Below are 19,629 nucleotides of genomic sequence, written 5' to 3' on the forward strand. Positions count from 1 at the left end.
GGGAGAAATTGCTAAGTAATTAAAATAAAAAGAAATATAAACATTAGTTAATGTGAATTAATTTGTAAGAGCTGTGTGATTTGTTTTATGGATAAAATCAAGCATTCTTTTTCCACACCTGTTTCTACAGATTAATCTACAGGTATTTCCTTAGCCCCGTGCCTGTTCCAGTTGACTGCTTAAATTATCAACAATATTGGCAAACCCTGGGTCTTTATCCTTTAGCCCTGAGACCTTTTCGATGGCATGCATGACGGTTGTGTGGTCCTTACCGCCGAAGTAATAACCGATATCTTTCAAAGAAAGGTTCAGGACATTTCTCATCAGAAACATTGCCACCTGCCGCGCAAGGGCAACCCTCTTTGTCCGCAACCGCCCTTTTAAATCCTGCACCGGGACCTGGAAATGCTCCGCAACGAGCGCGATGACGCGGTTGCCATCTATCGGCTCCTCAGGATGAACCAAATCCTTGAGCGCCTGTTCTGCCAGTTCCTTACTTACCGGTTTGCCGGTAAGGGAGTGAATAGCAATCAGGCGCACCAGCGATGCCTCAAGGGTCCTGATATTGGAGCGGACCCTGCTGGCGATGAAAAGGGCAATATCCTCCGGAAGGTTAAACCCCTCAATTTTTGCCTTCTGCAAGAGAATCGCCACCCTTGTCTCCAAATCAGGTGGCTGGATATCAACAACCAGGCCGCTGCCAAGCCGGGAGATAAGCCTCTCTTGGAGGGTTGGAATGTCTTTAGGCGGGCGGTCGCTCGTAAAAACCACCTGGGCACCCGCATCCTGCAGCGCATTGAAGGTGAAGAAAATCTCCTCCTGCAGGCTCTCCTTGCCAACAAGGTAATGGACATCATCAAGCAAAAGCAAATCAAGCCCCCGGTACTTGTCTTTAAACTCAAGCCGGGTGTTTCTGCCTATCGCCTGAATCAGCTCGAGGAAAAGGGCCTCGGCAGCAGTATAACAAAGCCGCAAACCAGGATAAAGACCCAGGGCATGATTACCAATTGCCTGAAGTAAATGGGTTTTGCCCAACCCGACACCACCGTAAATGAACAATGGGTTGTAGGTCCTGCCTAAATTCTGGGCGACACTCCGCGCCGCAGCCCAAGCAAGCCGGTTGCTCTCCCCCACAATGAAATTGTCAAAGGTGTAGCGGGTCCGCAGCCGGAACTGGCTCTGGGCAACAGGAGGAGGGCTGGGCTCGAAGGGTTTCTCAACCATTTTTGTCCGGTTCTCAGGCAATACAAACTCAACCTGAAGATCCCTGCCGGTAACCTCTTTCAAAGCGAGAAGGATGTCAGCAAGATAGTGATGCTGAAGCCAGTCCGCAAAGAAGGGGTTGGGCACGCGAACCTTAACAATACCATTGGTGAAGCCCTCAAGGCGGGTGGGTAAAAGCCAGGTCTCAAACGCCTGGCGATTGACCCGTAGTTTCAGCGCCTCAAGGACATTTGTCCAAACCTCTTCACCAGCCATAGGTAAAATGTTTTTCACACAAAATGTCTAAACTTTTCCACATATTTTTCCACCAGAAAGATGGGTTTAAGTTCTGAATCTTAAATAAGATACAAATAGATAAGCGCATTTGTCCACACACCTTTTTGATTTTTCTTTAGCCGCTGATGATAATAATCACATCCCTTTCGCTGTCAATAAGCAAACACCAAGATATGAAAATCAATCAGGCACAACAACCTGACCCAATGCGATGCCCCCATCATTCAATGGCACCTTTTCATTATGATAGACCAGAAGATTTCTTTTGCTCAGCAGCCTCTTTAACCCGCGGCGCAAGAACCGGTTCTGAAAACTGCCACCAGAAAGGCAAACAACCTTAACCCCGGTTTCCTTAGTTAGCTCCAAAGCGGCACGAGCAAGGAGGAAGGTTAGCGCCTGATGGAACCAGAGTGCAATGGAGTTTGGGTTTTTCCCCGAGAGGGTCATCTCAAACACCCGAAGCAAAATAGGCTTGGGGTCAATGATTAGACCCCTTGGTGATGAGATGAGGGCGTTGGATAGACGGTTTTGGCGCAAGGCAGATTTGCGGGCGTTTAGCGCGGCATTTTCAAGGGCAATCGCTGCCTCACCCTCAAATGTTGCCCTTATGCAGATTCCGGTTATTGCGGCGACAGCATCAAAAAGTCTGCCCAAACTGGAGGTTAGGACCGGGAGGTTGTCTGGAAGTGGGTGACCTTTTAAACCCAGCCCATTAATTTGCCTTTCCTTTAACCCGCACTGAGACAGATAGGCAAGCGCCACCTTTACCGGGTCGGCAACCATACCTGCGCCGGCATTATGCCTTAGATAGCCAAGATGACCCAGCCTCCTCCACGAAAGGTCCTTTCTTATCAGGATAAACTCACACCCCCAGATTGCCCCATCAAGCCCATAGCCGGTGCCATCACAGCCAACCCCAAGGACAGGAGCAGATAGGTTGTGTTCCGCCATTACCGCAAGGAGATGAGCAAAGTGATGCTGGATTTGGCAGACATTAGCACCAAACCGTTCTGCCAGTTTAAAAGCGAGGCGGGTTGAATGGTAGTCGGGATGGAGGTCACAGACAACCCTTTTTGGTATTATACCTGTCCAGGTAATTAGCCTCTCTAAGGTTTCAAGGAGAAATTGTTCGGACCGGGCAGAATCAAGTTCACCAATATGGGGGCTGAAAAAAACCCTTTCGCCTGCAGCAACTGCAAACATATTCCGGCCATCCCCACCCAGCGCCAAGGTGGGTTGTTTCACGTGAAACATCCTGCCCAATTGTAAAGGCTGGGGGGCATAACCCCTTGCCCTGCGCACCAAAATCGGCTTACTACTTTCCATAGCGACAACCGCATCGTCGCAGCGGTTGGCGATGGGACGATTATGGGTTAGTGCAAGGTCAAAAACCCCTCTGAGGTTATTTATAAGTTCCTTCTCCTCACTAACAATAGGTTCATCGCTACGATTGGCACTGGTCATCACCAAAACCGCGGGCTTTTTGGTTAACTGGCGCAGGGTGTGAAAAAGGAGAAGGTGGAGCGGGGTATAGGCAAGCATCACCCCCAAATCAGGGTTGTTAGGCGCAACAAGAGGGGCGATTTCAAGTAAAGGTTTTTTCTTTTTGGGCAAAAGGACAATTGGACAGGCGGAGGAGCCAAGGATTTTAGCAGCACCCGGTGGTAGTTTGCAGATAAGTTTAGCAGTTTTAATATCTTCTACCATTATCGCCAGCGGTTTGTTTGAGCGCTCCTTTCTTAAGCGGAGGCTTTTCACAGCGGTTTCGTTCGTGGCATCGCAGGCAAGATGAAAGCCTCCCAACCCTTTGATTGCTAATATCTTACCTTTTATGAGCGCATTTGCCGCCTCACTCAGGGGGTTACCGGGTAGATGCCTTCCCTTATTATCTACCAGGTAAAGTTGCGGTCCACAAACAGGGCAGGCAATCGGTTCGGCGTGGAAGCGCCGGTTAAGCGGGTCAAGATACTCTTTTTGGCACTCGGGGCACATATTGAAAAGACGCATTGTGGTTCTTTCGCGGTCGTAGGGGATTTGCTCGATAATGGTGTAGCGGGGGCCGCATTTGGTGCAGTTGATAAATGGATAAAGAAAGCGCCGGTCCCGAGGATTAAAAAGCTCTTGGCGGCATTCAGCGCAGATGGAGAGGTCTGGCAGGACATCAACGCTTTGGGAACTGGGTTCAGCGGTGCTTTTGATAATTGAAAAGTTGGCAAAGGGAGGGGCTTTTATATAAACAGTTTTAAAGGCGGTAATAATTGATAAAGGAGGGGGGTGGGTTCGAAGTTGGTGGATAAATAATTGTAAATTATCGCCTTGGGCAACAATCACCACCCCTGCCCTGGTATTGGCGATTGTGCCTTTGATGTTTAAGGCAGAGGCAAGTTGATAAACATAAGGTCGGAAACCAATACCCTGAACCTGCCCCTTTATCTCAATGTGGGCGGTTTTGACAAGCCTTTTCTTTATGATACTCAGTTAGTTACGCTTTCAGCCTTTTCTTTCGGTTTATCGGGTTCGATCACCTCTGGCTCCTCTTCTCTTACCTCAAGGATGTTTTTGTCATCCTTTTTCTTAACAAGAACAGCAATATTGAGGACATTGCCCGAAAACCAGACCGAAAGCCCATAGGCAATTACCATTAATCCTATCGCATAGGCGCAGATTGCTAACAGTATTGAGCCGTTATAAATGCCCCAGTTGGTGTTTGTCCAGAAACCAGGTAGGTAAATCTGGGGTAGTCCGTAAAGGTTGGTTTCGATTATCAGCATTTTGTGCAGGGGTGCAAAGATGCCCCAGTTAGGGATCGAAACCTTAAAAATGAAGCCAGTGGTGTCGAGCATCTCCTGCCAGGTTCCCCTCATAAAGGCTGATAAGACCAAAGAACCGATTCTGCCCGCAAGGCTGGAGCCAACCCCGAGGAGAAATGAGCCCAATTTAGCAAGGATTCCAATAAGAAAAGTGAACCAGACCAGGCGCGCCGGCTGTTCATTAATGCAAGAAAAGACCTCAAAGAGGGTGTCAAAGGTGTCATTACCCATAGCACCGACAATGCTCGGCCCAAGAAGTAAATTAAAGAAGAGGACAATCAAAAGATAGACAATAAACAGGGAGGTGAGAAAGGCAGGGATTGCAAGAAGACCGACAAAAATCGGGCCGAAATAGGGGATTGAGCCAATCGCGCTTAAAATGAGGCCGGCGATGACCAAAAGGGCAATAAAGGCAATAATCAAAAGCGGGCTGGCAAGAACTGCACCGGCATTGCGAATTGCGAACTTGAACCCTTCCCTCGCCTCATAGAACTCATTGCCGCGCAACTGTTCAAAGGTAACCTTGGCGATTGCTGTGCCGGTGAGAAGCATCACCACTATCAACCACAAAACGCCAATGGTATAGATTATCCAGGAAAACCAGGGGAAAGGAAGATGGGGATTAGGGAAGGGCAAAAGCCGGTAGGTTTCCCAGATGGAAACCCAGTCGTTGCCGGCAACAAGATGGGCAAGATAAGAGAGAAGGGAGTAGCCGAAAAGACCGAACAAAAGCCCAAGCATGCCCATACCGACCTTCTTGGCAGAAAAGCCCAGTCTTAGTGACCGGAAGATGTCTTTGTAGTTAAAATGTAGATTGGTCATTTTAACTCCTTCCATTATTTATTTGCCAACAAAACCCTGATAACCCAGAAAAGAAATAAAAGCAACCCTGCCCAGAGCAGCCAGAAGAGCCAGCGCAAGGGCAGACGGTAGCGCCGCTCCGGAAAGAGTCTGCGCCTGAAATTAACCATCGCTCTGATAATTTTCCATAACTTTGGCGACCTGTCAAGGGGTGATTATCAACTTGGTTGCCGAGGCTGAGGGGGCGTCTTTCCAGCGCAAGAGGTAGACACCGGGCTTGACCTGAGCACCTTTTTGGTCCTTGCCGTCCCAAAAACAGGCGGCATTCACACTTTTGACCCTTTTGCCCAGGGCATCAAAGACCTCAACCTCTGCGATAAAAGGGGTTTTTAGGTAGAATGGCGGTCTGCCAACAGAAGGGCTGACAGCAAGCCTCGAAATAGCGCCGGGCTTTTCCGCGATGCCGGTCTGGATTGAGGCGCCGGCAAGTTTGGCAACCGTTACCACCGCTGCCTTGATTGCCTCAGTTGCAAGGAACCAGTTGTTCGTGCCGCAGTAGCGGAAGTAAAGCGGACCGATGGTGTCGCCAATGGTGTGATACATCGGGGTGAAGTCCCTTTCAATGCCGCAGAAGGCAACATAGCCCTCATGCCAGAATGAGGCATGGTCGGAGTTTTCCTGCTGCCCAGGGTTGACCAGCCTGCGCCTGGTTTTTAAGGTGGTATAGGTCTGGGCATTGGCGATAAAGGAGTCAACCAGCCAGGCGCAATCAGGGCTAATATTCCTGCCAATGACATTGAACGAGTCGCGGTTCTCCCTGCCATAGGATATCATATCAAAGTTGAGCACCGCAACTATTGATTCCCCGCGCAGATGCGCCTGTTGGGCGTAGTATTCACTGCCATAAAGCCCCTGCTCTTCGCCGCTGAAGCCGATAAAGTAGACCGAATAGTCAAACTCAATGTCCTGAAACACCCTTGCCGCCTCAAGGACCGCGGTTGTGCCCGAGGCGTTGTCATCCGAACCCGGGCACCTTTCCGGCGCATAGTCAGAGGTGTTGTCAATATGTCCGCAGATGATATAGATTTGGTTGGGGTTGACTTTGCCCTTTTTGACACCGATGCAGTTGGGCGCGTAATCAGGGAAAAAGGTTTCAAGCGCGGTTGAGTCGCAGCCATAGGCAATAAGTTTTTCCCTCATCCAGTTGACAGCACTCCGGCAGGAGTCGGTGGTTGAATAGCGGGTATAGAAATCCTGCAACCGCTGGATAGAGGCAAGGACCGAATCGGCACTCACCCTTGATACCAGTTCCAGCAATAGGCTTTCTGACACCATCACCCTTGGCGGGATAGGCAAATTGAGGCTGGGTTTTGCCGGCGCAAGTGAAATCCGGCGGAGTTGAACCGGCAAGCGGTTAAGATATAGCAGGTTCGATTCAGCGGTTGCCAGAAGGACACCATTTTTATCCTCGGTGAGGGGGGTGCCAAACTGGGCTAACCTTTGCCGGTCAAAGCCAGGCGCGGTCCAGACATAAAAAAGCTCCTTTCCCTCGGGCAGGTCAAGTTTTTGAAAAGAGGCGCCAAGCCGGTTGAGCCGAATCAGCTCATCCTCATCTGCCTGGACAAGACAGAACTGCTCAAACCAGGCAACAACCTTGAGGTTGAGCCGGACAAGTTGTTCAACGGTTGTATTCGGGTCGGTTGTGACCTTGAAAAGAGTTTCCTTTGCGATAAGCGGCAGGGCAATGGTGAAACAGAAAGATAGAACTATTATTGTTTTCCTCATTTACTCCTTTCTTTAGTACAAAAGATTAACCGCAACCCTTAGGTTTGTCAAACAGGTAGATGAATAGTAAAACTTTAAAAAAGTTTTAAGGGTGTGCCCGCTTTGGTCGGCAGGGTTGAGGGAATCGCTGATTAAGTTATTGATATTCAATGTCTTACAATACTAAAACCCGGCCTGGATTTGATTGCGGGGGTGAGGGAGGGGGTGACCCCGGGTTTAAATTCAAGTTTGGGTTCTGGGTTTGATGTTAATTGGGTTATTTAATTATGAGCAGTTTTTGAGTGTGGTTTTTGTCGTAGCAGAAGTAAACACCAGGCTTTGTTGTTGATGGTTGCACCCGCCTGCCAGTGACATCAAAGATAAGGTTGGTTTTTTGCGCTGCTTTTTTGAATGGGTCGGAAAAGGGGATAACGGGCAATGGTTCGGGGCGAAGGGAGAGACGCTCAAAGAGGATGCCTGAGACAAAGTCAGGGTGGTAATAACTGAAAAGGGCACCAGGAGGAATTACCCTTGGTCTTGCCGATTCAAAAAGGGCGTTGGCACGGGCGTCATTCAAAATTACCGGTGATGACCAGATGTTTGGTGCCCAGGGGCGGCTGTACCGAAAGCAGAGAACGGTCGGGCTGTTTGGCTCTTTGCCGCCAGAGTTGTAGACAAGAAAAGAGACCGATGGTGAGGTGACAATTGCCGGCCACCACTCGTCAACGAACATCTCACCTAAGTTTTCCATCGGGCTGAAGGTGTTGCCACCATCGGTTGAATAGGAAAAGACCAAATCAAGCATTTCGGTGTCGCGGCGGGCAATGGTCCAGACCGCCCAGATTGGTGCGCGATAGGGTGGGGCGGTTTCTGCCTGAGCAACAACCGGACTATAGCATTTTTCAGAAGTGGCAGAGAGGACCCGGAGCCAGTCCCAGCGGGCAGGGGCGCCAAAATGCCGGTTCTGGGTGTAGTGGATTTCCCTGCCGTTGAGGGCAAACCGCCAGATGCAATGGAGAATTGAGCCGGAGCCAAAGGAGAGGTAAGGGTCAAGGCAGTTGTAGAAGTCCTGAGGCATCTCCCAGGTGAGACCGAAATCAAGGGAGCGGGTGAACCTGCCGTTGCGTCCGAGGGCATGCTCGTTGGTGTAGAGGCAGTAAAGGTAATAGCGGGGTTCGCGGTCAAGGGCAACCGAGAAGTCATCAACCGTGTCCGGACCAATTGCAATGGGAACCTCAACCCAGTCGGTGAAATCAGGGGAGATGCGCAGAAGGTAAAGGTCGCCCGAGTTTTCCGGGGTGAGATAGAAGACAAAGATGTAGCTGGAGTCTCCCTTACCGGAAGCCATTTCCAGGCGGCTGGGCGCAGAGTTGAGGACAAGCGAAAACTCCTGGTGCCAGGTGGTGCCGGTGTCTAAAGAGGAGTAGATGTGAAGCAGGCTTTCCGGTGTGGCGAGGGCAACGAGGATGCGGTTTTCAGGGTCCAGAGCGGCAGCGAAAGCGGTTATCTTGCCGTTAAACACAGAGACATCAGACCCAATGTTGGATAAGGGCTCCGCGCGGTTGGCGGGGAATTCTAAGGGGTCGCTAACTGATATTTTTGGGGTAGTAAAGCCCGGTCCGGAAAGCAGGGTTTGCGAAAAAATCATCGGCAGGAAAAGGAAAATGGGCATATCTTATAGTAAACATCGTTATCGGTCCAAGTCAATATCTGAATATTGGGAAAGGTCGTAAAAATCGGCTGGCTGCTTTCCTTGCGTCGTCTTTGTCGGCAGGGTAAAATTTAAGAGAATAATATGATGGAGCCATTTCCGCGAAGGCCGGTAGTAGTGTGTTGTTATGACCAGGTAGCAAAGTTTGCCAATTTGGTTGAGGCGGCAAAGAGGTTTGAGAATGGCAGGCTTTTTGCTGAGTTTGAGTTTGTGTATTGCGACAGCCTTGAGGCAATAAAAAGATTCTACAACCGCAGTCAGAACAGATATGTGGCATTGATTGTGCTCGGGGTTGATTTCAGTGAGATTGACAATGAGCAGAAGCTGGTATCCTTTCCTTTTGGTCTGCGACCGTTCGGCATAGCAGTTGACATCCGTCAGGTGCAGGGTTTTATCATCTATCAGCATATCCGCCAGTCAGGCCTTGACCGCCTGGCACCGGTCCTCTTTCATCTTGACGGGGGCACCGAAATTGAACCTCAACAGTTTCTTGACTTCATCCACTGCCCCGACCTCGGCGGGTGTATTTTTTTCACCGCCGAACCCAGTGAGCGGTCGCTATTTGAGCTGCTGAGCAGGATTGACGGTTGTGCACTACGACCGCTGAGCCCAGAGCAGCGGATTAGCTGGCAAAAGCGGCATAAGATGGTGGTGGGCAGGTCAAGGCGGATGGCGGCACTGGTGCGGGACATTGAGCGAATTGGACCAACCGATGGAATTGTGCTGATTTTGGGACCTCAGGGCTCGGGCAAGGAGTTAGTGGCAGGGGCATTGCACCGTTTAAGCTACCGCTATCTTGAAGGTGACCCGCTCCGGGAAAAGCCGGTGGTGGTGAATATGGGGACACTTGATCAAAACCTTGCTCTTGACGAGCTTTTCGGTCATGTTGCGGGTGCCTATACCGATGCCAAAACCCCACGGGCAGGGATATTTGAAACTGCGAAGGGGTCAACCGTCTTTCTTGACGAGATTGGGGATATCGGTCTGGAGCTGCAGGCAAAACTGCTGCGGGTGATTGAATACCGGCTGGTGAAAAGGTTGGGGAGTTCCTTGGAAAAGGAGGTTGATGTGCGCATCCTTGCTGCGACAAACAAGCCGATAAATGAGCTGCAGGAGCGCTTTCGCCCGGACTTTTACAGCCGGCTGGTCCAGCAGTGCCTGATGGTGCCATCTTTAGAGGAGCGCTGGGATGGTGAGGCAGCTGAGACGGTTGAAGCCGATATTGCCGATTTCTTTAACTTTTTTGTGCAGGAGATGAATAACAATCGCAGATACCGGCAAAAACTGCTACCGGAACCGGCTGCGATAAAATTCCTCACCCAGGTTGTGCTCCAGCATATTGAGGGCAAAATGGATATTTTCTCAGGGAATGTGCGGACTTTGCGGGCATTAATTGAGCGTTCCTATGAAAGGGCACAGTACGAGCAGGCAAATGTGGTGGGCGTTGGTCAGGTGGCTACCGCGATAACCCATTTTCAGGCACAGCGGGCATCGGTCAAAACCACAGAGGGTAAGGGGAGGGGCGGCTTATTTGAGAACCTGCTGGGAACCCTGAGGCTCAATGAGATTGAAAAGGCGGCGATCAAGGAGGCGCTGATGAGAAGCGGAAACAACAAGAGCCAGGCTGCAGTATTACTTGGCATTCACCGTGACACCCTGCGGAAAAAGATGAGAGAGTATCGCATCGAATAAAGAAATTTAGCCGTTGTTTTAGGCAAATTGGCGTAAATTTCGGCGGGTATAAATGAAACTAACGAGTTGCAAAAATAGTTAAATTTTTGTAAATCAAGCAATTAGAAAGCCAAATACAACCCCAACTTAAAAATGGCACAAATTTTGTATTAATATAAAAAGAGGACCGAGCCGCAACTCTGTTTTGGGGGTGAGTTTCGCTGCCCCTTTCGTCAATCCTATCTCAAAAAGGGGGGCGAAAGCATGGTGTGCCAGCCATAGGGAATGGTGCACCATGCTTTATTTTATACCTAAACTACAGAGGGCAGCAAACCAATAATTGACAAAGGGGCTGTAATTTTTATGCTAAAGAGTAAATGAGTTCAATGAAACCGTTTCTCAAATCTATCCTTTCCGGTCTGGCGGTTGATTATGCTGATATCAGAATTGAGGAGAGTGAAGAGAGTACAATAATTTTTCGTGGTAAGGAACTTGACGAGATTGGCACAGGTTTTGAAAAGGGTGGTTGTCTAAGGGTTTTTCATCGTGGGAACTGGGTGGTGGGGACATTTACTATCGTAGATGACGGTCTTAGAGAGTTGGCAAGAGAGCTGGCTGCCCAGGTAACAAAACTGCCCCCCCGGGAGGGTGGGGTGGTAGGTCTGCCAGCATTTGAGGATACTGTCCGCTTGCCAGCCGAGCATGACCCTCGGAGCGTGTCGTTAGAGGAAAAGCACGGCTTGATAAGCCATTACAACAAGACGCTCCTTGCTCAACCAGGAATTGCGAGCACCCACTGCGCCTATCATGATGCCCATCGATTTGTTTACTTTTGTTCAAGTGAGGACCGCTATTTAGAACAAGAGTTTGCCTGGGCTGGCTTTTCCTGCCGGGCAATTGCCCGGGACGGGAACAACATCCAGGATTACGGCGAGTCGATTGGCAAAACATGGGGTTTTAACGCACTTCGCGGCCAAGAGCCGATGGTGGAAAATGTGGCAAAGATTGCCCTCGATTTACTTAAGGCAGAACCAGTTCGGGCAGGAGTTTATACGGTAGTGATTGACCAACGCCTGGCAGGGGTTTTTGCCCATGAGGCCTTTGGCCATCTGAGTGAGGCAGACCACATTGCGGAGAACGAACGGTTAAAGGAGTTGATGCAAATCGGCACAAGGTACGGGGTGGAGGAGTTGACTATAATTGACGATGCCTCTCTGCCATGTGAAAAAGGGAGTTACCGCTATGATGATGAAGGGACACCGGCAAGGCGGACAGAACTGATTAAGAACGGGGTTCTCGCTGGGCACCTTCATAACCGCCAGACCGCGTACCTGATGGGTGAACCGGTTTCAGGAAACGGAAGGGCAATATCCTATCGATTTGCACCCATAGTCAGGATGAGCAACACATTTATCGAGCCGCGCGACAAGACCCTTGAGGAGCTTTTGGATGGGGTTGAGTATGGTCTTTATCTTGCAGGGAGCCGGGGTGGCATGACCGAGCTGGAAACATTTACATTCTCCTCCCAGTACGCTTATCTCATTGAGAATGGTAGGATTACGAAGATGGTCAGGGATGCAACTCTTTCAGGGAATGTCTTTCACACCCTGCGAAACATTGATGGGATTGGGAATGATTTGGTACTTTATGGCGGATTAGGAGGCTGCGGAAAGGGCGGCCAGAGCCCCTTGCCCGTGGGCTTGGGTGCGCCTCATATTCGCATTAGGAATGTGGTAATTGGTGGAAGGTAGAGCGGGAATGAGAGGAGAAGTTCTTGAAATGGTCCGACCGTTGGTAGAGGAGGCAGAGGTTTTTGAGAGCGAAACAGACCAACTGGCGATTGAGTTTCGTCAAGGCAAGCTTTTTTCCCAGGAGAGAAGGTCGGGGCGGGGCTGGGGTTTGCGGGTGATTAAGGATGGCAAGGTGGGATTTGCTGCCGGTACCAATCCAGACAAGCTCGGCGAGATGGTTAAGGCGGCAATTGCTGCCAGTGTCCATGGGAACAGAGCCGGGTTTGATTTGCCGAAGCCGGCTGAATTAAAGCCGGTAAAAATTTTTGAAAATCGGGTGATGTTAGTTACAGCCGATAAAATGGTGAGCTGGGGCAAGGAGTTGATTGATGCCTTGGGTTCGCGGGTACCAGAGTTGAAACTGGATGTGGAGTTTGGGCGGACTTATCGGGAAGTGGGGTTGGCTAATACAGCAGGAATAGATTATGCCTTTCAGCGGGTTGAGTTTGATGTGACCGTGACCGGACTTTTGGTGCAGGATGGGCTCTTTTGGTTAGGGGATTATGTTAATCTCTCTTCAGGGGCGCATTTTCCCTTGCACGAGGTGGTGGGACGAATGGAATTGTTGGCGCGGTTGGCAAAGGAACGGGTGGTTTTGCCCTCAGGAGATTATCCGGTAGTGGTGATGCCAACCGCCCTACCTGCGCTTCTGGCGCCGCTCCTGACAGGTGTAAATGGTAAGTACAAAGAAAAAGGCGTATCTCCTTTGATTGGTAAAGAGGGAAGCAAGGTTTTAAGCCAGGAAATAACGCTCATTGACAATCAGGTGCGACCATTTGGAATGGCAACAGCCCCCTTTGATGGTGAAGGGGTGCCAGCAAGAAAAAATGTTCTATTTGATAGGGGTGTGTTTAAAGGGTTTCTCTTTGATATTGCAACCGCTGCTGCCTCCGGTGCTGAATCAACCGGTTCCGCGGTACGGAGTTACAAGAGGCTACCCCAGCCAGGCACGAGCAATATCGAGTTGAATCCAGGAACAGAGGAACTTGAGGGAGTAATAAGAGAGATGAAAACCGGTCTAGTGGTTTACAACTTTATCGGCGGGGGGCAGTCGAACCTTCTTGCCGGTGAGGTATCCTTGAATATTGCCTGTGGTTTCCGGGTAGAGAAGGGGGTGGTCGTGGGTAGAGTAAAGGATGTATGCATCGCGGGCAATGTGTATGAGATGTTTCAACGGGTGGAAGGGGTTGGTTCAACTCAGCGGGACCTGGGCAGTTATTTTCTGCCCTTTGTTAAGTTTTCAAGTTTAAAGGTAGCATCAAAGGATTAGGGGATTAAAATGCCTGCAACAAAAGGTAAGGAGCATAAAGGAAATGTGTTAAGGGTAGCGGCAGAGCAACTTTACTGGCGCTGTCCCGATAAATGGTTTAGTTTCCGGACCACCGACGAGATTAAAGTCTCTCGGGAGATTATCGGACAAGAGCGGGCGCTGGAGGCGTTGCAATTAGGGTTAGAGATTGAGGCGGTGGGTTATAACATCTTTGTCACGGGGCCCGCAGGGAGCGGGAGAAGGACAACGGTGGAGAAGCTGTTAGAAAAGGCAAAGCCAACACGCTCCCTCACGGATAAGTGTTATGTCTACAACTTTTCCAATCCTGACCAACCACGGCTTTTACTTTTACCTGCAGGTGAAGGCAGGTTGCTGCGCGAGGAGATGGAGGAACTGGTGGATTATCTTATAAAAAACATCCCCCGGCATTTTGAAGCGGAAGGTTATCAGAAGATCCGCCAGGATATTATTGACCGGTTCAAGGAAAAAGGGGCAAGTCGGGTAAGGGAGTTTGAAAGGAAGGTAGCGCAAGAAGGTTTTGCGTTGGTGCAGTCAGGACCGGTTGCCCGGCCAGAACTGGCGCCAATCGTTGAGAAGCAACCAGTGAGCGTGGATGTCCTCGACCGGCTGGTGGAGGAGGGGAAATTGACACCGGAGAGGGCAGCTGAACTCAAGAGCCGTTACCGGGAATTGAGCGCCGAACTTTTGGCGATATTCAAGGAACTGCGGGAGTATGAGCGCCAGGCTCGGGATGAACTTGCAAAGGTAGACAAAGACCTTGTTAACTCAATTATTGAGGAGCGAATTACCGAAATCAAGGAGCGACATCGGATTCGGAGAGGTCAGAAGAGCGAAGAGGAGAAAAATAGCAGGCAGGGCGGGTCTTCGCCACCTGATGATGTAATTGGTGAGTATCTTGATGGGGTGAAGGCAGCGGTAATTGAAGAAATTGACCTCTTCCGTCATAGGGGAGCAGAGGGTGAGGGGGGGACTCAGGCTACAGGTGGTGTTGACCCTTATTTGAAATTCCGGGTAAATGTGTTAGTGGATAACGGTGAGCAAAAGACCGCGCCGGTGGTGTTTGAAACCAACCCGAGTTATCGGAATCTTTTCGGTGCGATTGAGAGGGTTTGGGACCGTTCCGGTCAGTGGCGTACCGATTTCACCCACATTAAAGCAGGTTCGTTAGTGAGGGCGGATGGTGGTTTTTTAGTTGTTAACGCCCTCGATCTCCTCTTAGAACCGGGGGTATGGCCTAACCTCAAGCGAACCCTGCGTAACCGGCAGCTGGAAATTGCTGCATACGACCCTTTTGTTTCCCTTTTTGGTACAACCGCTTTAAAGCCCGAACCGATTCCCCTTGACCTGAAGGTGATTATGATTGGGGACTCGCTGATTTATAGCCTTTTAGCCGCTTATGACGAGGAGTTTAAAAAAGTCTTCAAGGTCCGGGCAGACTTTGACTGGGAGATGGAACTAAATGCGGCAGCAGCACAGGAGTATGCCCAGGTAATTAAAGTGCTCTGTGAAAAGGAGAACCTCAGACCATTCGACAGGTCTGGGGTAGCGCAGGTGATTGAGTATGGAGTCCGACTGGCTGGCAAGCAGGGCAAGATTTCTACCCGATTTAATGTCATCGCGGATGTGCTCAAAGAGGCAAACTACTGGGCAGGGAAAGCAGGCGCAAAGGTGGTAAAGGGAGAGCATGTGCACCAGGCGATTGAAAAGCGCCGGCAGCGGGTGCGGATGATTGAGGAGAAATTACAGGAGAGCATCAAAAAGGGGCTTTTGTTCATTGATACCAAAGGAAAGGTGCAAGGGCAGGTTAACGGGCTGGCGGTTTACGAACTGATTGAGCACTCCTTTGCCATTCCGGTCCGGATTACCGCGAAAGTGGGTGTTGGTTCAGCCGGAATAATCAGCATTGACCGGGAGGCAGAGCTTGCCGGTCCGATTCACAACAAAGGGCTTTATATCATCACCGGTTATCTGCGCTCAAAATATGCCTCAGACCAGCCGCTTATCCTTTCAGCGTCGATAACATTTGAGCAGTCCTATGGTGGGATTGACGGTGACAGCGCCTCGTCAACCGAACTTTATGTTTTACTTTCCGAACTTGCCGGTCTGCCACTGCGTCAGGACTTGGCAGTAACCGGTTCAGTTAATCAGAAGGGCGAAATCCAGCCGATAGGTGGGGTTAATGAGAAGATAGAGGGGTTTTTTGATGTGTGTGCGCAAAAGGGTTTGACCGGAACCCAGGGTGTTTTGATTCCTAAGGCGAATTTAGGCGACCTGATGCTCAGGGAGGATGTGGTCAAGGCAGTGAAGGAGGGTAGATTTCACATCTATGCGGTTGAGACGATTGACCAGGGTATTGAGCTTTTGACCGGCGTCCCTGCAGGCAAACCTGACCGCAAGGGCAACTACCCTCCAGATACAGTTAATGGCAGGGTTAAGGCAAGGCTTAAGGAGTTGGCTGAGATCTTCCAGCGGTTTCGGCGTGAGGAACCCAGAGCCGAACCTAAAGAGGTGGAAGGTCAGAGGCGCGCACCAGTCCGCCGGAGACGACAAACTTAAGTCCATCTTCAATACTTAAAGAGGTTTCGGTAATATCCTCTTCGGGCACAATCGCCAGCCAGCCGCTTGTGGGATTGGGTGCGGTTGGGAAAAACACTAGATACGCCTTGCGGTGGTCAGCGAGTTCGAGGGGTTCTTCACTGGTAATAAAACCGATGGCGAACATCCCTTTCCGTGGATACTGGACGATAACCGTTTTGCGCAAAGAGCTGCGTTTGATAAACACCGCCTCGGTCAGCTGTCTTGCCGAGGTGTAAATTGAGCGGACAAGCGGCAGTTGCTGCATCAGCCGGTCAAGCCAGTTGACCAGACGCCTGCCGAGAAAACCTGAAGTCAGCGCACCAATAATGGTGATGGCAACAAGTCCCAAAAGAAACCCAATGATAGTGATGAGGGCAGGTGGCAATCTACCAATCCAGGGTTGCCAGACTACAAGGGGACGGAAGATTTTGCCCAGCGCGGAGATAACAAACCAGAGGACAAACAGGGTCAAGCCGAGCGGCAAAACGGTGGCGAGGCCTAAAAGGAAGTGGCGACGCAGGCGGGTGAAAAGCACTCTTTTGCCTTCAGCCGGTCTGGTTACTCTTGACCGGCAGGTGGGGTTGAGCGCAAAATTTCCAGTGTCTCATTTAGCGCTTTAATAAACCGCTTGTTATCGGATTCCTTTCCAACTGTGACCCGCAACGCGGTGGGAAAGCCGTATTCCTTGACCGTGCGGGTTATAACCCCTTTGCGCTGGAGCCCTTCAAACACCTGTTGAGAGTCAATGGCAAAGTTGACGAAGACGAAGTTGGCATAACTTTCAAGGTAGAAAAGTCTCAACCGCTTGAACTCCTTATAGAAGAGGTTTTTGCCCGCCTCATTGACCTTGCGGCTGCGAATGATGTGCTTGGTGTCGCCGAGCGCGGCAAGCGCGGCAACCTGGGCGGCGCGGTTAGCATTAAAAGGCAGACGGACCTTGTTGAGGGTCTGGATTATATCAGGCTTGGCAATCCCGTAGCCGATGCGCAGGCCGGCAAGCCCGTAGATTTTAGAGAATGTACGCAGGATGAGGATGTTGTAGTTCTGGTTATAATAATCAAGACCCCGGGGATAATCCCGGCTGGTGATATATTCGGCATAGGCTTCGTCAAGGACAACCAGGACCCGCGGCGGCACCTTTTGGATAAACTCGCCGAACTCCTTTTTGGTGACAATGGTGCCCAGGGGGTTCATCGGGTTGTCAAGGTAGATGAGTTTGGTCTTCGGCGTGATGGATTCAAGGATGCGTCCGAGGTCATGCCGGTAGTCTTGGAGCGGGACCTCAATCACATTGGCGTTCATAATGGTGCCACCGATTTTTGCCGAGATGAAGGAGCCGGCGCTGATGAGCATCTCGTCGCCCGGTTCAAGATAGGCAAGGCAGGTGAGGTAGATTAAGTCAACCGAGCCGTTACCAACGATGGTAGAGTCGTAATCAACCTTGTAGAGTTCGGCGAGGCGCTGACGGAGATAAAAGCAGGTGTCTTCCGGGTAATAGTGGAGCTGGGGCAGCGCCTTGCGCAGGGCTGCCAGCGCCTTGGGCGAAGGACCTAACGGGTTTTCATTGGAGGCGAGTTTGATGACCGGGACCTTGAGCCCAAGTTCACGCACCACCTCCTCAACCGGTCTCCCCGGTTTATAAGGAACAACCCGTTCGATGTTCGGTCTTGCCGGTGGTAATAACATCATTCCTCCTTTTGTTCTATTGTCAAATCTCTTTGCAAATTGTTTTGTAAGGATGCGGCGGGCGCTGTCTCTTTTGAGCGCCTCATAAATGCAAAGAAAATGCCGCCTAAAAGGGCAAAGAGCAAATCCAGACCCAAAAACAAAAGTGCGGTGGAAAGCGCCTGCTCAGGCGATAACTGATTGGGCAGCCATTTGGGGGTAAAGAAAAGCACAAACGCCGCCTCGCGCACACCCAGGCCGCCAATCGTCGGGATGTTGACAACGATGTTTAAAAGCGGGATGAAGATAAAATAGTAGCCGAGCCCGACCCGTGCCTGAACCGAACGGGCGGTAAAGAACCAGGCAAGTGAAAGCGCAGACTGAACGCCGATACCGGAGAGAAAACTGATGCCCAGTGCCAGCGGCTTTTGGCGATAGCCCTTTACCGCCTCATAGGAACGGTCAAGCAATTGGGTTATTCTGTGCAGGGCGCCGACCCTTCTCGAAAGGGAGTTGAAAAGGCGCCGGGCAAGCCGGTGGCAGGGGTCAGAAAAGAAGACCGCGGTGAGCAAAATCAAAAGGAGGAGAATCAATACGAGCAAAAGGACCACCCCGAACCCGGTCAATTTTCCCTGCCCGAGGCTCAGCGCTCCCGGGCGCCGAATCGCAACAAAGAGCGCCATCACAATGGCAAGAAATGTCAGGCTCTGGAACCCGATGAGCCGGTCAAGAAAGGTTGCGGAAAATGCCTCTGGTCCTTTACCCGGTCTGGTGGTATAGGCGATACGCATCACATCACCGCCGATTGATGTGGGCAGGAGCTTGCAGAAGAAAAGCCCGAGGGTGAAGACCCGGGCAAGATACCAGCTGGAAAAGCGCAGACCCTTGGCAAATAAAAGGACCTGCCAGCGCCAGGCAGAAATCCAGATAAAAAGGAAATAGGTCAAAGCGGCAAGGGAAAGAAAGCGCGGGTCGGCTTTGAGCATCGCATTGATGCTTTTTGAGAGTTGATTGCGGAAGAGATAGCCGAGAAGCGCCAAAAGTCCGAAGGAGATAACGATGCGGATTAAGGTCTGAAAAGAGCGCTTCACCCCTCACGCTTTCTCTGATTATTTCCTGTTTCCTGTTTGCGCAAAAGGCTTTCCAGTCCTTCAATCCGGTCGTTGAGGGCCGCAATCGCCTCTCCCAAAAAGCCCGCGGCAAAGAACAGAAGCCCGGCAAGGACAAACAGGATGACAAGATAAAGGAGCGGTCTGAAACCATGACCGAAAATCCGCAGAATTACCGCAATCAGACCGACAACAAACCCGGCGAGCATGCTGATAAATCCGAGGGTGCCGAAATAGAGCATCGGTTTGCGCATAAATGAGGCCTGAAAACCAACCGCAAGAAGGTCTAAAAGCCCAATCACAATCCGGAAAGGACTGGAGTATTTTGACCTGCCCGCATAGCGGGGTCTGAGTTCAACCGGCACCTCGGTAATGGCAAAACCTTTCATCGCGGCGAGCGGCACGATATACCGATGCCAGTCCCGGCGCAAGGACATCCCCTCAAGCACCTCGCGGCGAAAGGTCTTGAGCGCATTGATGTCGTGCACCTTCAGACCGAAAAGTTTGCGCGCCAAAAAGTTATAGATTGAGGATACGGTCTTTTTCTCATATTTGCCTACCTTTCTGCCGGTAACAAGGTCATAGCCCTTGTCAAGCATCTCTACCTGCAATTTGATGTCCTCAGGTGCAAACTGCAGGTCGGCGTCAAAGATGGAGATGTAGTCGCCTTGAGCAATCTTAAAACCGGCAAGGACCGCGGCGGTTTTGCCCTGATTTTTGGGCAGGCGACAGACCTTTAAAAAGGGATAGCGGGAACGAAGGGCATCGGCAATGGCAAAGGTCTTGTCGGTTGAGCCGTCATCAACGATGATGACCTCATAGGTCTCGTCAAGTTTCTCTGAAAGTTCCTTAAGCAACGGCTCAATGTTTTCCGCCTCATTAAAGGCAGGAACAATCACCGAGGTTCGGGGAGGCTTTGTAAACCCCATTACTGTAAAAA

14 protein-coding genes are annotated in these 19,629 nt (G+C 50.7%); 4 read left to right on the forward strand and 10 right to left on the reverse strand.

Annotation, left to right across the window (positions count from 1 at the left end; translation table 11 throughout):
- Positions 1-150 precede the first annotated feature (150 nt).
- The 6 genes from dnaA to ABIK47_03790 form a co-directional block, all read right to left on the reverse strand.
- Positions 151-1,497 carry a chromosomal replication initiator protein DnaA gene (gene dnaA / locus ABIK47_03765; GenBank protein MEO0019742.1) on the reverse strand — a complete coding sequence of 449 codons (1,347 nt, stop codon included), beginning with the start codon at positions 1,495-1,497 and terminating at the stop codon, positions 151-153.
- Between the two features lie 183 nt (positions 1,498-1,680).
- Entirely contained in the window at positions 1,681-3,978 is a 2,298-nt protein-coding gene (gene hypF / locus ABIK47_03770) for a carbamoyltransferase HypF (GenBank protein ID MEO0019743.1), read from the reverse strand.
- On the reverse strand, positions 3,975-5,132 hold the full coding sequence (locus tag ABIK47_03775) for a hypothetical protein (GenBank protein MEO0019744.1): 1,158 nt from the start codon (positions 5,130-5,132) through the stop codon (positions 3,975-3,977). The genes hypF and ABIK47_03775 overlap by 4 nt, the downstream gene beginning before the upstream one ends.
- Positions 5,133-5,146: 14 nt before the next feature.
- Positions 5,147-5,281 carry a hypothetical protein gene (locus tag ABIK47_03780; protein MEO0019745.1) on the reverse strand — a complete coding sequence of 45 codons (135 nt, stop codon included), beginning with the start codon at positions 5,279-5,281 and terminating at the stop codon, positions 5,147-5,149.
- A gap of 34 nt (positions 5,282-5,315) precedes the next feature.
- Positions 5,316-6,896 (reverse strand): M28 family peptidase, encoded by a 1,581-nt coding sequence (locus tag ABIK47_03785; GenBank protein MEO0019746.1) that lies wholly within the window; start codon positions 6,894-6,896, stop codon positions 5,316-5,318.
- Between the two features lie 256 nt (positions 6,897-7,152).
- On the reverse strand, positions 7,153-8,547 hold the full coding sequence (locus tag ABIK47_03790; protein ID MEO0019747.1) for a hypothetical protein: 1,395 nt from the start codon (positions 8,545-8,547) through the stop codon (positions 7,153-7,155).
- 123 nt (positions 8,548-8,670) lie between these two features.
- Between ABIK47_03790 and ABIK47_03795 the strand changes: the two genes are divergently transcribed.
- The 4 genes from ABIK47_03795 (at position 8,671) to ABIK47_03810 (ending at position 15,894) form a co-directional block, all read left to right on the forward strand.
- On the forward strand, positions 8,671-10,278 hold the full coding sequence (locus ABIK47_03795) for a sigma 54-interacting transcriptional regulator (GenBank protein MEO0019748.1): 1,608 nt from the start codon (positions 8,671-8,673) through the stop codon (positions 10,276-10,278).
- Positions 10,279-10,634: 356 nt separating this feature from the next.
- A complete protein-coding gene (locus ABIK47_03800; protein MEO0019749.1) occupies positions 10,635-12,008 on the forward strand; it encodes a TldD/PmbA family protein in 1,374 nt (457 codons plus the stop codon).
- Between the two features lie 28 nt (positions 12,009-12,036).
- Positions 12,037-13,317, forward strand: coding sequence for a metallopeptidase TldD-related protein (locus ABIK47_03805; GenBank protein MEO0019750.1), 1,281 nt, complete (start codon positions 12,037-12,039; stop codon positions 13,315-13,317).
- Positions 13,318-13,326: 9 nt separating this feature from the next.
- A complete protein-coding gene (locus ABIK47_03810) occupies positions 13,327-15,894 on the forward strand; it encodes an ATP-binding protein (protein ID MEO0019751.1) in 2,568 nt (855 codons plus the stop codon).
- Here ABIK47_03810 and ABIK47_03815 read toward each other — a convergent pair.
- The 4 genes from ABIK47_03815 to ABIK47_03830 are packed head-to-tail and all read right to left on the reverse strand — an operon-like array spanning position 15,839 to position 19,618.
- A complete protein-coding gene (locus tag ABIK47_03815; GenBank protein ID MEO0019752.1) occupies positions 15,839-16,450 on the reverse strand; it encodes a DUF502 domain-containing protein in 612 nt (203 codons plus the stop codon). The two genes, ABIK47_03810 and ABIK47_03815, sit on opposite strands and share 56 nt — an antisense overlap.
- 23 nt (positions 16,451-16,473) lie before the next feature.
- On the reverse strand, positions 16,474-17,604 hold the full coding sequence (gene hisC, locus ABIK47_03820; GenBank protein ID MEO0019753.1) for a histidinol-phosphate transaminase: 1,131 nt from the start codon (positions 17,602-17,604) through the stop codon (positions 16,474-16,476).
- Entirely contained in the window at positions 17,601-18,671 is a 1,071-nt protein-coding gene (locus ABIK47_03825) for a lysylphosphatidylglycerol synthase transmembrane domain-containing protein (GenBank protein ID MEO0019754.1), read from the reverse strand. The genes hisC and ABIK47_03825 overlap by 4 nt, the downstream gene beginning before the upstream one ends.
- Entirely contained in the window at positions 18,668-19,618 is a 951-nt protein-coding gene (locus tag ABIK47_03830) for a glycosyltransferase family 2 protein (protein MEO0019755.1), read from the reverse strand. The genes ABIK47_03825 and ABIK47_03830 overlap by 4 nt, the downstream gene beginning before the upstream one ends.
- Between the last annotated feature and the right edge of the window lie 11 nt (positions 19,619-19,629).

The organism is candidate division WOR-3 bacterium (assembly GCA_039801245.1).
Classification (GTDB): Bacteria; Hydrothermota; Tepidihabitantia; order Tepidihabitantales; family Tepidihabitantaceae; genus JAOABP01.